The 14,099-nt window shown below is 70.5% G+C and carries 15 protein-coding genes; 8 read left to right on the plus strand and 7 right to left on the minus strand.

Going from position 1 to position 14,099, the window contains the following annotated elements; all coding sequences use genetic code 11:
- Window positions 1-126 precede the first annotated feature (126 nt).
- Together ACWCSU_RS21295 and ACWCSU_RS21300 are read right to left on the minus strand one after the other, a co-directional pair.
- Complete coding sequence (locus tag ACWCSU_RS21295) at window positions 127-339, minus strand: hypothetical protein (RefSeq protein WP_449936904.1); 213 nt, start codon at window positions 337-339, stop codon at window positions 127-129.
- A complete protein-coding gene (locus ACWCSU_RS21300; RefSeq protein WP_357705094.1) occupies window positions 336-854 on the minus strand; it encodes a carboxymuconolactone decarboxylase family protein in 519 nt (172 codons plus the stop codon). Before ACWCSU_RS21300 ends, ACWCSU_RS21295 begins: the two co-directional genes overlap by 4 nt.
- A gap of 90 nt (window positions 855-944) precedes the next feature.
- Between ACWCSU_RS21300 and ACWCSU_RS21305 the strand changes: the two genes are divergently transcribed.
- Together ACWCSU_RS21305 and ettA are read left to right on the plus strand one after the other, a co-directional pair.
- Complete coding sequence (locus ACWCSU_RS21305) at window positions 945-1,541, plus strand: TetR/AcrR family transcriptional regulator (protein ID WP_449936907.1); 597 nt, start codon at window positions 945-947, stop codon at window positions 1,539-1,541.
- Window positions 1,542-1,832: 291 nt separating this feature from the next.
- On the plus strand, window positions 1,833-3,497 hold the full coding sequence (gene ettA / locus ACWCSU_RS21310) for an energy-dependent translational throttle protein EttA (RefSeq protein WP_357705098.1): 1,665 nt from the start codon (window positions 1,833-1,835) through the stop codon (window positions 3,495-3,497).
- 115 nt (window positions 3,498-3,612) lie between these two features.
- On the opposite strand, the gene ACWCSU_RS21315 is transcribed toward ettA, so the two are convergent.
- Entirely contained in the window at window positions 3,613-4,929 is a 1,317-nt protein-coding gene (locus ACWCSU_RS21315; protein WP_449936909.1) for an MFS transporter, read from the minus strand.
- A 168-nt stretch (window positions 4,930-5,097) separates the two neighbouring features.
- Here ACWCSU_RS21315 and ACWCSU_RS21320 point away from each other — a divergent pair, with 168 nt between their 5' ends.
- The 5 genes from ACWCSU_RS21320 to ACWCSU_RS21340 all read left to right on the plus strand — a co-directional run bounded on the left by ACWCSU_RS21320 (window position 5,098) and on the right by ACWCSU_RS21340 (window position 8,305).
- The gene (locus tag ACWCSU_RS21320) at window positions 5,098-5,610 is read left to right on the plus strand and encodes a VOC family protein (RefSeq protein WP_449936911.1); all 513 of its coding nucleotides are present in this window, start codon (window positions 5,098-5,100) and stop codon (window positions 5,608-5,610) included.
- Between the two features lie 138 nt (window positions 5,611-5,748).
- A complete protein-coding gene (locus ACWCSU_RS21325; RefSeq protein WP_449936914.1) occupies window positions 5,749-6,156 on the plus strand; it encodes a Zn-ribbon domain-containing OB-fold protein in 408 nt (135 codons plus the stop codon).
- Window positions 6,153-7,280 carry a thiolase C-terminal domain-containing protein gene (locus tag ACWCSU_RS21330; protein WP_449936916.1) on the plus strand — a complete coding sequence of 376 codons (1,128 nt, stop codon included), beginning with the start codon at window positions 6,153-6,155 and terminating at the stop codon, window positions 7,278-7,280. The genes ACWCSU_RS21325 and ACWCSU_RS21330 overlap by 4 nt, the downstream gene beginning before the upstream one ends.
- Before the next feature lie 113 nt (window positions 7,281-7,393).
- A complete protein-coding gene (locus tag ACWCSU_RS21335) occupies window positions 7,394-7,645 on the plus strand; it encodes an SCO4226 family nickel-binding protein (protein ID WP_357705111.1) in 252 nt (83 codons plus the stop codon).
- A gap of 180 nt (window positions 7,646-7,825) precedes the next feature.
- Window positions 7,826-8,305, plus strand: a complete 480-nt coding sequence (locus ACWCSU_RS21340) for a hypothetical protein (protein WP_449936920.1) — start codon at window positions 7,826-7,828, stop codon at window positions 8,303-8,305.
- Between the two features lie 40 nt (window positions 8,306-8,345).
- On the opposite strand, the gene ACWCSU_RS21345 is transcribed toward ACWCSU_RS21340, so the two are convergent.
- Window positions 8,346-10,451 carry an acetate--CoA ligase family protein gene (locus ACWCSU_RS21345; protein WP_449936922.1) on the minus strand — a complete coding sequence of 702 codons (2,106 nt, stop codon included), beginning with the start codon at window positions 10,449-10,451 and terminating at the stop codon, window positions 8,346-8,348.
- A 4-nt stretch (window positions 10,452-10,455) separates the two neighbouring features.
- Entirely contained in the window at window positions 10,456-11,637 is a 1,182-nt protein-coding gene (locus ACWCSU_RS21350; RefSeq protein WP_449936924.1) for an acyl-CoA dehydrogenase family protein, read from the minus strand.
- Window positions 11,638-11,717: 80 nt separating this feature from the next.
- On the opposite strand from ACWCSU_RS21350, the gene ACWCSU_RS21355 reads away from it, so the two are divergent.
- Window positions 11,718-12,329, plus strand: coding sequence for a TetR/AcrR family transcriptional regulator (locus tag ACWCSU_RS21355; RefSeq protein WP_449936927.1), 612 nt, complete (start codon window positions 11,718-11,720; stop codon window positions 12,327-12,329).
- Here the strand turns inward: ACWCSU_RS21355 and ACWCSU_RS21360 are convergent.
- Together ACWCSU_RS21360 and ACWCSU_RS21365 are read right to left on the minus strand one after the other, a co-directional pair.
- Window positions 12,307-13,140, minus strand: a complete 834-nt coding sequence (locus tag ACWCSU_RS21360; protein ID WP_449936929.1) for a MaoC/PaaZ C-terminal domain-containing protein — start codon at window positions 13,138-13,140, stop codon at window positions 12,307-12,309. The genes ACWCSU_RS21355 and ACWCSU_RS21360 overlap by 23 nt on opposite strands.
- A gap of 1 nt (window position 13,141) precedes the next feature.
- Entirely contained in the window at window positions 13,142-14,041 is a 900-nt protein-coding gene (locus ACWCSU_RS21365) for an SDR family oxidoreductase (RefSeq protein WP_449936932.1), read from the minus strand.
- Window positions 14,042-14,099: the final 58 nt, after the last annotated feature.

The following is a 14,099-nucleotide window of genomic DNA, read 5'->3' on the forward strand; positions in this document are numbered from 1 at the left end:
TCTGCAGGGCAGCGGTCGGCCGCCTCCGCCGAGGGCTCTCGGAGGAGCTGGGGGCAGGCGTCTGAGGGAGGTGCGGGTCAGGGGCCTGCCCCTGCCGGTGCCGGTCCGGGGAAGCCGGCCGGGATGTCAGGACGTGGTGACGCTGTCGCAGGTGACGAGGCGGACGGCGGGCGCCGAGACGATCTGGACGTGCGGTACACCCGGGACCTCGACGTTGAGGTACCCGCCTTCGACGGCGAACCGTACTCCTTCCACCTTCGACAGGCGGCGGCCCTCGGAGTCCGTCAGCGTGTAGCCGTCGAGGAGTTCGACGGTGCCGTTTCTCCAGGTGGGGTTCACGCCTGCACCTCCGGGAAGTCCAGCTCGGGCTGGGCGAGATGGTTGAAGTAGTTGGACAAGGTGTTGAGGGCGACGTGGCCCACGATCTCGGCGAGCTCCGCGTCCGAGACGCCGGCGGCCCGTGCGGCGTCCAGGTCGTCGTCGCTCACCGCGCCGCCCGTGTGCATGATCGCCCTGGTGATCGCCAGGACGGCTGCCGCGTGCGGCTCGTCGTCGGCGCCCTGGCGGGTCTTGATCAGCTCCTCGTCGGACATGCCCATACGGTGACCGCGCATGGTGTGGGCGCTCACGCAGTAGGTGCAGTGGTTCTCCTGGGCGACGAGCAGGGCGATCTGCTCCCTCAGCCTGGGCGTGAGGACGCCCGAGCTGAGGTGCTCCCGCATCGCGAGGTAGCCGGCCAGGGCGGCGGGGCCGTTGGCGAGGGCGGCGTACAGGTTGGGGACCTTGCCGAGTTGGCGGCGGGTCTGTTCGAGCAGACCGTCGTGGTCTTCGGTCAGTTGCGGAAGGCGGGGCATGATGTCTCCAAAACGGTACTGATCGGTTCCGTCGCGGCGAGACGATACCGAATGGTTCCGTTTTAGGAAAGTTCGGGATAGCTTGGAGGCATGCCCACCCGCGCCCGCGAACGACTGCTCGACGCCGCCGAGGACCTCTTCTACGCGGAGGGGATCAGAGCCGTCGGGGTCGAGCGGATCCTGAGTGTGTCGGGCGTGGGGCGTGCCTCCTTCTACCGGCACTTTCCGAGCAAGGACGACCTGGTCGTCGCGGTGCTGCGGCGGCGGGACGAGCGGTGGCGGGCATGGCTGGCCGAACGGGTGGAGGCTCTGGGCGGACATGCGCTGAACGTCTTCGACGCCCTGGCCGAGCGGTTCGCGAGAGCGGACTTCCGTGGTTGCGCCTTCATCAACACCATGATCGAGACGGCGGATCCGGACAGCGCGGCCCACCGGGTGGCGGCCGAGCACAAGGAGCGCGTGCGGGCCTACGTGGCGGAGTTGATCGAGCGGGACGGGCGGCCCGACGCCGTCGAGCTGGCGCACCTGTTCGTGCTGCTGGTGGACGGCGCCATCGTCACGGCGGTACGCGAACGTTCGATCCGCCCGGCGCTGCGAGCGCGGGCCGCGGCCGCCGCGCTTCTCGCCACCGGGGAGGGCGCGACGACGGACGTTGCGGGGGCGGTCAGGGAGGACGCGGTCCGCTGACGTCGAATCGTCGGGTGCTCGGAGCGCGCAGGCGCGGACCACCGGTTCGTCACCGGGTCGGCTTCGCCGGCCGGAGGCGATGTTGGTCGGGGATCGCCATTGGTGCTGACGGGCTGATCGGTGTCCTGCCGAGGGGGCGTTCGGCTGCGGCGGCAGGGGGTTCTGCCCGGCCGGAAGACCCCGTGAGGACTGTGGCGTCGAGGGGCTGGGGGGTGGCGAGGGGAGGGAAGGGCGGAGGGGAATGGGGCTGGGCGGCGGAAGCCTGGGCGTGCAGCCCCTAAGCTAGGGAGCATGCCGGAGTACATCTACACGCTGCAGCGCGTGCGCAAGGCGCACGGCGACAAGGTTGTCCTTGACGACGTCACGCTGTCGTTCCTGCCCGGAGCCAAGATCGGTGTCCTGGGGCCGAACGGCACCGGTAAGTCGACGCTGCTCCGGATGATGGCCGGCCTGGAGCAGCCGTCCAATGGCGACGCCAAGCTGATGCCGGGCTTCACGGTCGGCATGCTCCAGCAGGAGCCGCCGCTCAACGAGGAAAAGACCGTTCTGGGCAATGTGCAGGAGGGTGTCGCCGAGACGATGGCGATGCTCGAGCGCTACAACCAGATCGCCGAGCAGATGGCCACCGACTACAGCGACGAACTGCTGGCGGAGATGGGCAAGCTCCAGGACCAGCTGGAGCACCGCAACGCGTGGGACCTCGACAGCCAGCTGGAGCAGGCGATGGACGCCCTGCGCTGCCCGCCGCCCGACGCCGAGGTGAGCAAGCTGTCCGGTGGTGAGCGCCGCCGCGTGGCGCTGTGCAAGCTGCTGCTTGAGGCCCCCGACCTGCTGCTGCTCGACGAGCCCACCAACCACCTCGACGCCGAGAGCGTGCAGTGGCTGGAGTCGCACCTGGAGAAGTACCCCGGCACGGTGCTGGCCGTCACCCACGACCGGTACTTCCTGGACAACGTGGCCACCTGGATCCTGGAGCTCGACCGCGGTCGCTGCTACCCCTACGAGGGCAACTACTCCACCTACCTCGACATGAAGGCCCAGCGTCTCAGGGTCGAGGGCCAGAAGGACGCCAAGCGCAAGAAGCGCCTGGAGGACGAGCTGGAGTGGGTGCGCTCCAACCCCAAGGCCCGCCAGACCAAGAGCAAGGCCCGTCTCCAGCGGTACGAGGAGATGGCGGCCGAGGCCGACAAGTTCCGCAAGCTGGACTTCGAGGAGATCCAGATCCCGCCGGGCCCGCGTCTGGGCACCACGGTGATCAGGTCCGACGAGCTCACCAAGGGCTTCGGCGACCGCCTGCTGATGGAGAGCCTGACGTTCGACCTGCCGCGTAACGGCATCGTCGGCGTCATCGGCCCCAACGGCGTCGGCAAGACCACGCTGTTCCGCATGATCACGGGTGGGGAGACGCCGGACACGGGGTCGATCACGGTCGGCGAGACCGTGAAGATCTCCTACGCCGACCAGAGCCGGGGCGGCATCGACCCGAACAAGAACGTCTGGGAGGTCGTCTCCGACGGGCTCGACCACATCAAGGTCGGCAACGTCGAGATGCCGTCGCGGGCCTACATCGCGGCGTTCGGGTTCAAGGGGCCCGACCAGCAGAAGAAGGCCGGCGTGCTGTCGGGCGGCGAGCGTAACCGGCTCAACCTGGCGCTCACCCTCAAGCAGGGCGGCAACGTGCTGCTGCTGGACGAGCCGACCAACGACCTCGACACCGAGACGCTGTCGTCGCTGGAGAACGCGCTGCTCGACTTCCCGGGCTGCGCGGTGATCACCTCGCACGACCGGTGGTTCCTCGACCGCATCGCCACCCACATCCTCGCGTGGGAGGAAGGCTCGAACTGGTTCTGGTTCGAGGGCAACTTCGCCGACTACGAGAAGAACAAGATCGAGCGTCTCGGTGCCGACGCGGCTCGTCCGCACCGGGTGACGTACCGGAAGCTGCACCGGGACTGACGTCCCGAGCCGACGAGCGGCGGGCCCCTTTTCCAGGGGCTCGCCGCTTTTCGCGTGTTGTGAGGGGCCGGAGCGCCATGTGGGAGGCTCCAAATGAGCCTTGTACGACGGGGGATCAGCCTTCGGCTTCGGTGAGGGCAACCGGTACGGGGGCCGGGGTGGTACGTCGCCAGGGGCCGTTGAAGAGCAGGATCGCGGGGATGAACAGCACCAGGCAGCCCAGCGCCACGAACAGCCAGGTCTGCCAGCTCGTGGCCGCCACGACGTGCGGGATGACCAGCAGCCCGACCACCGCGATCGCCTTGCTCAGGAAGCCGAACAGCCCCCAGGCCGTGCCCTGCAGGCGCGGGTCGGCGTCCTCGGCGTCCTCGGAGTAGTTGGCCATCCAGGGGGCGTACGCGACGCCGAGCGAGCCGCCGAGCAGGGCGCCGGCCACCATGAGCGTGCCGGTGGAGACGCCTTCCTGGCCGAGTGCTACGGCGAGGTAGGCGGTGACCAGGACCGCGGCGATCGTGCCGGCGAGCGAGAACGGCTTGCGCAGTTGCAGACGGTCCGACAGACGTCCGGTGACGATCAGCGTGATGAGGTTGAGGCTCCAGAACGCGGCCATGATCGTGGACGCCTGCGCGCTGCTGATGCCGAGCGAGCCCACCAGCATCGTCTGGCCGAACAGCGACAGCGTGATGTAGAGCACCAGCCAGAGCGAGATGCCGACGACGTGGGCCCAGATGTTGCGGCGCGCGAACAGCGACCGGATGGTGGGCGGGCGCCGCAGGTCGACGACCTCCTCGGCGGCCCGTTCCGTGTGCTGGATCCTGGCGCGCAGCTCGGGGGACAGGTCGGCGATGTTGAACGCGATGACCGCCGAGATCACCAGCGAGAAGCAGCCCATGATGACGAACTGCGACCGCCACGACTCGTCGAAGATCGGCAGCGTCCAGCCGGCGACGGCGGCGGCCAGGAAGTTCGCGCCCACCGGGCCCCACGTCCAGAATCCGAACGCCTGCGCCCGCCCGAGCCGGGGCGAGAAGTCGCGGATCAGCGGCGCGGTGGAGGCCATGGCCACGCCGTCCACGAAGGCCAGCAGGATGCGGGCGATCAGCAGGTCGCGCGGGCTGTGCACGAGCGTCATGGCGAAGCAGCACACGGCGGTGAGGGCCATGAGCGGGATGAGCAGGCGCACCCGGCCGACCCGGTCGGTGAGCCTGCCGCCCAGGATGGAGGCGATCGCCCCGGCCACCGCCGCGGCCCCCGAGACCGCGCCGTACGTGGCCAGGGACATGTTCAGGTCTTTGAGCAGGAGGGGTACGACGGGCGCGATCTGCCCTTCGTAGGAGCCGATGAGGATGGCCAGCACGGCCATGGTGAGGATCTTCATCCGGCGGGCGCCGGTCGGGTACTCGTCGAGCTCGCGGACGTAGGACAGCCTCATGACAAGCCTTTCTGTCGAGCCTAGGCCCCCCGTCATGAGTTCTAGAAGCTAGCTCTAGAATCCATTTCTGAGATGCTGCTCCTCGCATCGGCGGACGTCAAGAGTGCGTACCCGGTATGAGGTGATTAGAATCAAATTCTAGGATTCGCTCGTAGTGAGGAGCCGTGCGTGGACCTGGAACTTGACGGCCTCGACGTGACCTTCGACCACACGGCCGTGGCCGCTCCCCGGATCAGGGACCTGCTGCCGATCTATCGCGACCTGCTCGGGGGCCGCCACCTGGGGGGCGGGGGTGACAACCGGGTCAACGGGTACCGCACGCTGCAGCTCACGTACCAGAACGGGAGCAAGGTCGAGCTCATGGAGCCGCTGGCCGGGTCCACGTTCTTCGACAGCTTCTTCGGGCTGACGCGGGGGCGGGGTGGCGTCCACCATCTGAACTTCCACGTCGGCGACATGGACGCGGCCGTCGCCCGGCTCACCGAGCGCGGCTACCGGCTGCACGGGCTCAACCGGGCCGACGTCCGCTGGCAGGAGGTGTTCCTGCACCCCAAGGAGGCGCACGGGGTGCTGATCCAGCTCGCCTGTCCGGGGTTCCGCGAGCCGGACGAGACCCGTCCGACGCTGGAGGAGGTGCTGGCCGGACGCGGCCGCAACGGCGACGGCATCCCCAGCCCCTGACCGGCCCCCGCCCCTGACCGGTCCCGGTCCCTGGCCACCCCCACCCCCTGAGGTCCCCGCGTCACTGAAGTCCTGAGCCTTCCCTCGGAACCGAACCTAGATCTAGAGTGGGATTCTAGAACCAGATTGGGGAGGCCGATGAAACCGGCACCGAAGCCCACGCCCGAGACCCAACCGTTCTGGGACGGCACGGCCGCGGGAGAGCTCAGGATCCAGCGCTGCCAGACGTGCGCGCGGCACTACTTCTACCCCCGGCCGAGCTGCCCCCACTGCGGCGGCGACGACGTGGAGTGGGTGCGCGCGACGGGCCGCGCCACCCTGTACTCGTACGTCATCAACCACAGGCCCGCGCCCGGTTTCGAGGCCGACGGACCGTATGCCATTGCCGTCGTGGAGCTGGAGGAGGGCGTGCGGATGATGACGAACATCGTGGGCGTGCCCAGCACCCCCGAGAACCTGCCGCTGGACATGGAGCTGCGGGTGGTGTTCGAGCCGCGCGGCGACGTGCACGTGCCGCTCTTCGAGCCCGCCGGAGGCGCCCGATGAACATCGTGATCGCCGGGGCGGCCGAGACCGACGAGGTCGGCCGCCTGCCGGACCGCTCCACCTTCCAGCTCCACCTGGAGGCCGCGCGCAACGCCCTCGCCGACGCGGGCATGACGAAACATGACATCGACGGCATCGCCACGGTCGGCACGCCCGGCCCGATCCAGATCGCCCACGCCCTCGGCATCACGCCCTCCTGGCTCGACGGCACGGGGGTGGGCGGGTCGTCGTTCCTGTTCCACGTACGGCACGCCGCCGCCGCCATCCGGGCCGGGCTGTGCCGTACCGTGCTGATCACCCACGTCGAGTCGGGAAGGTCGCGCGTCGGCGCGGGCCGGTGGGGGCTGGGCGCGGACTCGCTTTTGGGGCAGTTCGAGCTGCCGTACGGGGTGGCCGGGCCGCCGACGTCGTTCACCGTCACGGCGCTGCGCCACATGAAGGAGACCGGCCTCACCCACGAGCAACTGGCCGAGGTGGCGGTCGCGCAGCGCCGCTGGTCCTCCCGGAACCCGCGGGCGATGTACCGCGACCTCATCACGGTCGAGGACGTGCTCGAATCGAAGATGGTCGCCTACCCCTTCCACCTGCTGGAATGCTGCCTGGTGACGGACGGCGGCGGCGCGCTGGTCGTCACCTCCGAGGAGCTGTCGCGCCGCTCGCCGGTGTACCTGCTGGGCTCCGGCGAGGCCATGGACGCGCCGATGGTCTCGCAGATGGAGGACTTCACCACCTCCAAGGGCTTCCGCCTGTCCGGCGAGGCCGCCTTCGCCGAGGCCAAGATCTCGCACGACGACGTCGACCACCTGATGGTGTACGACGCCTTCGCCCACGTGCCCATCTACGGGCTGGAGGACCTGGGCTTCGTCGGCCGGGGCGAGGCGGGGGCGTTCGTCGCCGAGGGGCACACCTCGCCCGGCGGCCGGCTGCCGATGAACACCAACGGAGGCGGATTGTCCTACACCCACACCGGCATGTACGGCATGTTCGCCATCCAGGAGTCGGTGCGGCAGCTCCGGGGGGAGGCGGCGGCGCAGGTGCCGGACGTGGAGGTGAGCGTGGTGCTGGGCAACGGCGGCATGTTCGCCTCGGCCGCGACCCTCGTCCTGGCGTCCCGGCTGCCCTAGGTTCCCCGGTCGGCCCTCCGGGCAGGCGAGCCCGGACGGCCGATGGAACGGCATGGAACGGGATGGAACGCCTCTCCATCGGAAGCGGAAGACCATGAGAAGAGGAGACGGCGATGCCGAAGTTCATGGACGTGCACAGTGGTTTCGTCGGTGTCACCGAGGAGCAGTTGCGCGAGGCCCACGAGCGGGACCTGGCGGTCGAGGACGCCGAGGGCGTGCACTTCGAGCGCGCCTGGCTCGACCCCGACTCGGGCAAGGTGTTCTGCCTGTCCTCGGGGCCGTCGAAGGACGCGGTGATGCGGGTGCACGAGAAGGCCGGCCATCCCACGACGGAAATCTACGAGCTGCCGATCGAGGTCGAGTAGCCACAGGGGTGACCGCCGGACCGGTGACGACGACCGCGCTGCTGCGGACGCGGACGTCCGTCACCGCGGCGCCCCGGACCTTGTGAATCCGGGACCGGGGCGCCATGGACCCAGAGAATCCGGGCAGGCGGGGCGCGTCGGGTGCCGGGACGGGGGCGGGGGCCGTACTAGATTCGTCGGGTGGGAACGGGAGCCGCGCGCGGGGTGGGGCGGTTCGTCAACGGCGAGTCGGTCTACGGGACCATCCTGACGGCCGGCGTCGTGTCCGGGCTCTCGCACTTCATCAGCGACGCCGACGAACTGCTGGTGACCGCGATCGGCACGGTCATCGTGTTCTGGATCGCGCACGCGTTCGCGGAGATCGTCGGCGACCGGTCGCCGGACGTGCGCCAGGCGGTGAGAGGCGCGGTGATGCGGTCCACCGGCATGTTGTGGGGGCTGGTGCCGCTCACGGTGATCCTGTGCGTGGCGATGACCGGGGCGATGTCCGTGGACGCGTCGGTGTACCTGGAGATCGCCGTGTCGGTCGTCCTGCTCACCGTGCTGGGCTTCTTCGCGGCGGCGCCGAAGACCGACCGGCTCTGGGTCCGGTTGCTCTGCGGTGCCGGTGCGGGGGCTCTGGGGGCCGTGATGATCCTGCTGAAGAGCCTCGGGCACTGAGCGGGGCCGCGCGTGGCGGTCCCGCCCGGGGTGGCCGAGGTCAGGGGGCCGGTGGGCGCCAGGTGATGAGGGCGTCCAGGGCCTCGACGCGGGAGCCGGTGACCAGGAGCGGGTTGATCTCCAGGGACTCCAGGGCGTCGCCCAGGCTCTCGGCGAAGACGGCGATCCGGGTGACCACGTCGGCCACCGCGTCCAGGTCGGACGGCTCGGTGCCCCTGGCGCCGTCCAGCAGGGCCGCGCCGCGCAGCTCGGACAGGGCCCGGCGGACCTCGACTGCGTCCACCGGCAGCACGCGCAGGGCCGCGTCGCGCAGCACCTCCACCCAGACGCCGCCGAGCCCGACCGCGAGGGTGAGCCCCCAGGCCGGGTCGCGCACCACGCCCACCAGCAGCTCGACCCCGCCGCCGCGCTGCGGCTGGATGAGGGCGCCCGCGTCCGGGGCGTGCGCCCGCGCCGCGGCCACCACCTCCCGGTAGGCCTGCCGCACCTCCTCGGGCCCGGACAGCCCGAGCCGTACGCCGCCGATGTCGCTCTTGTGCCCGAGCCCTTCGGCGGCGGCCTTGAGCACGACCGGGTAGCCGAAACGTTCGGCCGCCGCGACCGCCGCCTCCTCGTCCGCCGCGGTCTCGGACGGCACCACGGGCAGCCCGGCGGCGGCGAGCAGGGCGGCGGCCCGGTGCTCGGCCCACACGCCGCTCGCGCCCTCCGGCGCGCCGGTGACCGCCGTGCGCCCGGCCGGGGCGCTGGTGAGCGCCCTGCGGTGCGCCTCCGACCAGCGCACCGCCGCGCCGATCGCGGTCAGCCCGTGCTCGATCCCGCCCATGACGTACGGGAACCCGGTCTCCTTCTGCACCCGCCGCCCGAACTCCGTGACGTCGGTCAGCACGTTGCTCACCACCACGACGGGCACCGGCGACTCGGCGATGCGCCGCGAGCTGGCCTCGTACATCGCGAGCACGGGGGCCGGGTCCGGCGGGGCGGTCCTGGGCGGTTCGGACAGCAGCATGACCAGGTCGACGCCGGGATCGGCGGTCACCGTCTCCAGGGCGCGGCCGAGCAGGGTGCGGTCGACGAGCACGTAACCGGTGACGTCGAGCGGGTTCTGCACGGTGCCGAACGACGGCACGATCGCGGCCAGGCGCTCGACCGTCGCCGGGGCGAACGGCGGCAGCTCCAGGCCCTCGTCCTCGGCCCGGTCGGCGATGATCTCGGACGCGCCGCCGGACGGCGTCACGACGCCCATCCGGCGGCCGGGCAGCGGCCCGGTCGCGGCCAGCAGCCCGGCGGTGATGATGAGGTCCTCCAGCGAGCGCACCCTGATCACGCCGAGCTGGCGCATCGCGGCGTCGATGACGTCGTCGTCGCCCACGAGCGCGCCCGTGTGGGCCTGCGCCGTGTGCGAGGCCAGCCCGCTGCGGCCGATCTTGAGCGCGACGATCGGCTTGCCCGCGACGAGCGCCCGGCGCGCGACCCGGGAGAACTCGGCCGGGTTCCTGATCGTCTCCAGGAACAGGGCGACGACCTTGGTCGCCGGGTCGTCCACGAGGTGGTCGACGACGTCGGTGACCGTGACGACCGACTCGTTGCCCATCGAGGTCAGCAGGCTGATGCCGACGTTGCGGGCCTGGGCGAAGCCGAGCACCGAGCTGGCCAGCGCGCCGCTCTGCAACACCACGCCGACCGACCCGCGCAGCAGCGGCTCGGGGATGGGCAGCCCGTACGGGGTCACGCCGGCGGCGGCGTTGATGTAGCCGTTGCCGTTCGGCCCGAGGATCGTCAGGCCGTGCTCGCGGGCGAACCCGGCGATCTCGGCCTCCAGGCGAGCGCCCTCCGCGCCCGCCTCCCCGAACCCCGCCGTGAGGATCACGTAACAGCCGATGCCCAGCTTGGCGCCCTCCTTCAGCACGCCGAGCACGGCCGTGGTCGGCACCATGACGTAGGCCAGGTCGACCGGGGAGGGGATCTCGGTCAGGCTGCGGAAGGCCGGCGATCCGTGCACCACCCCGCCCCTGGGATTGACCAGGTGGACGGGCCCGGAGAAGCCGTGGGTACGCAGGTTCAGCAGCGTGCTGACCGACCAGCCCGACTTGTCCGTGGCCCCCACCAGGGCGATCGAGCGCGGGTTGAACAGTGCCTCGACCGACATGGGGCTACTCTCCGATCAGGCCGAGCCTGGCGTGGCCCTTGATGAGGTTTCGGGCGATCGTGCGGCGCTGGATCTCGTCGGTGCCCTCGAAGATGCGCAGCAGGCGCAGCTCCCGGTACCACCGCTCGATCGGCAGCTCCTTGGTGTATCCCATGCCGCCGTGGATCTGCAGCACCCGGTCCACGACCTGGTTGGCCATCACGGCGCCGTTGAGCTTGGCGATGGAGGAGGCGTGCCGGGCGTCCATGCCCTGCTGCACCTGCCAGGCCGCGTAGAGGGTGAGCCACTTGGCCGCCTCGATCTCCACCTGGGAGTCGGCGATCATCCACTGGATGGCCTGGTACTCCGAGATGGCCTGGCCCATCGACTTGCGGATCTTGGCGTAGTCGACGGCCATCTGGAGCATGCGCTCGGCGGAGCCGATGGCACGGGCCGGGATCATGTAGCGTCCCTGCCCGATCCACTGCATGGCAAGCTCGAAGCCCTTGCCGAGCTCGCCCAGGATGTTCTCCTCGGGCACCCGTACGTCCTCGAACACCAGCGCCGCCGGGCCCCACTCGCCCATGGTCGGGATGGGCTCGGACTTCCAGCCCATGTCCCGGTCGACCAGGAAGCACGTCACGCCGTGGCCCTCGGCCACCGCGAACACCATGACGAAGTCGGCCTCGCTGCCGCCGGTGATGAACGTCTTCTCGCCGTTGATCACCCACTCGGCGCCGTCGCGGGTGGCGCGGGTGCGGATGTTGCGGGCGTCGGAGCCGGCGCCGGGCTCGGTGATCGCGAAGCAGGACCGCCGCTCGCCCTCGATGGTGGGGACGAGGTAGCGGCGCTTCTGCTCGTCGGTGCCGGCGTACAGGATGTTGTCGGCGCTGCCGCCGAAGGAGAAGGGCACGAACGTGCGGCCCATCTCCATGGCGATGATCGCGGACATGATCGGGCCGAGCGCCGCGCCGCCGTACTCCTCGGGGGTGTTGATGCCCCAGAAACCGGACTTCCTGGCCTTGGCGCGCAGGTCGCGCACGACCTCGGGATCGAGCCCCGGACGGCCCTCGCGCTCGTTGCGCAGGACCTCGGGCTCCAGCGGCATGACCTCCTTCTCGACGAAGGAACGTACGGTGTCGCGGATCTGGCGTTCCTCCGGGCTGAGCGAGAAGTCCACGGCCGCCTCCTGATTTTCTAGAATCATTCTCTAGTACTGGATTCTAGCTCCCGTGCCGTCCTGGTCAATAATCAGATTCTAGAATTTACCGGGCTAGAATGGGCGGCATGGCACGCAAGTCCTCGTGGGAGTGGAGCCGCACGGCTCAGACGCGCAAGAGCATGTTGCAGGCGGCCCGTGAGGTCTTCAGCGAGCACGGCTTCGCCGACTCCAACGTCTCGGAGGTGGTGGCCCGCGCCGGCTCCAGCGTCGGCAGCCTCTACCACCACTTCGGCGGCAAGACCGAGCTGTTCCTCGCCCTCTACGAGGACCACCAGGCGGCCCACGAGCAGGCCTCGGCCGCCAGCGTCGCCAAGGCCAAGAAGGCGGGCATCAGCGACCCCGTCGAGCTGCTGATCGCCGGGGCCCGCGCCTATCTCGACGGCGCCTGGGACCGGCGCGACCTGGTCAGGCTCTTCATCGACGGCGACGGCCCGCCCGGCTTCGAGCTGATCCGCCGCACCCGCGGGCGCGAGTGGGTGCGCCAGAACGCCGTCCTGCTCGGGGCCGGGGGAGACCCGCTCGACCGGTTCACCGTGGCGGTGCTGACCAGCATCATCGGCGAGGCCGCCCGCGAGGTGGCCACGTCCGACACCGAGGAGGAGGCCAGGGAGATCATCGAGGCGGCGATGAAGCTCATCCACCGCCTCGATCCCCTCAGAGGGCTCGGCGACGACTGATCGTCGCCCGTCCGCGGTCGATCACCACCGTCCCGTCGTCCTTGGCGGTCCTGAACAGCACGTCGTCGCCGTCGGCCCAGATGGAGACGGTCAGTGACTCGCCGGGGAAGACCGGGCTGCTGAACCGGCCCGACATCGCCCCGAACCGCGACGGGTCCGACTCGGCGAGCGTGTGCAGCAACGCCCGCCCGGTCACCCCGTACGTGCACAGCCCGTGCAGGATCGGCCGGTCGAACCCGGCCCTGGCGGCGAACTCAGGATCGCTGTGCAGCGGGTTGAGGTCGCCCGACAGCCGGTAGATCAGCGCCTGGTCCGGCCGGGTCGGGCAGGTCACCTTGTGGTCGGGCGCCCGGTCCGGGGCCGTCCACTCGTCGCGGGGTCCACGGTCGCCGCCGAAGCCGCCCTCGCCCCGGATGAACACCGAGCTGTGGGAGGCGATCACCAGCTCGCCGGTCTCCAGGTCCACGGCCCTGGCCTCGGTGGTCACCAGCGCGCCCGAGCCCTTGTCGTAGATGCCCGTCACCTTCGACGTCGTCCGCACGCCGCCCGCGGCCGGCAGCTCCCGGCGCAGCTCGAAGCCCTGCTCGGCGTGGACCAGCAGGGCCGGGTCGAAGTCGCCCAGCCGCCGCCCCGGCGACTGCGCGGCCAGCACCGCGAACGTCGGCAGCACCCGCTGCCCCTTCTCGGTGGCGAACTCCAGCTCGTCGAGGCCGGAGCCGACGCCGAGCGCGTACAGCATGGTGTCCTTGGCCGTCCACGTACGCTCGTGTGCCGGGCCCTCGACGCCGATCAGCGAGTGGTCGAGCGGCATGTCAGTCCTCCCGTCCGGGGACGCGGCCGTTGGTCAGGGCGTTGGGGGCGGCCTTGTCCACCAGGGCGGGGATGACCGCGCCCAGCTCGGCCGGGTCCCAGCGGGAGCCCTTGTCCACGCCGGGCCCGGCGTGCCAGCCCTCGGCCACGCTGATCATGCCGCCGCGCACGTTGAACACCCGCCCGGTGACGGCCCGCGCCTCGGCACTGGCCAGCCAGACCACCAGCGGCGCGATGTCGTCGGGGTCGGCGCCGGTCGCCCCGGCCGGGATCAGGTTCTCCGTCATGCGGGTGAGCGCGGCGGGGGCGACGGCGTTGACGGTCACGCCGTAGCGCTCCAGCTCCCTGGCGGCGATCACGGTCAGCCCCGCGATGCCCGCCTTGGCGGCGCCGTAGTTGCCCTGGCCCGGGTTGCCGTAGATGCCGGAGGACGACGTCGTGTTGATGATCCGGGCATCGAGGCGTTCGCCGGACTTCGCCTTGGTCCTCCAGTAGGCGGCGGCATGCCGCAGGGGTGCGAACGTGCCGCGCAGGTGCACCCTGATCACCGCGTCCCACTCGTCGGCGGTCATGTTGACCAGCATGCGGTCGCGCAGGATTCCGGCGTTGTTGACCAGCACGTGCAGGTCGCCGAAATGCTCGACGGCCGATCTGATCAGGCGCTCGGCGCCCTCGAAGTCGGAGACGTCCTCGCCGTTGACGATCGCCTGGCCGCCCATGGCCTCGATCTCGGCCACGACCTCGGCGGCGGCCCCGGACGAACCGGTGCCGTCCACCTCCGCGCCCAGGTCGTTGACCACGACCTTCGCACCCTGCCTGGCGAACTCCAGCGCGTGCCCGCGCCCGATGCCCCTGGCCGCACCCGTGACGATCACCACGCGACCTTCGACGATCCCGCTCATCCGACACCTCGATCCTTGACCCGCCGACGACTTGAACTGGATTCTAGTATTAAAATCT

It is taken from the genome of Nonomuraea sp. NPDC001699 (assembly GCF_053596455.1).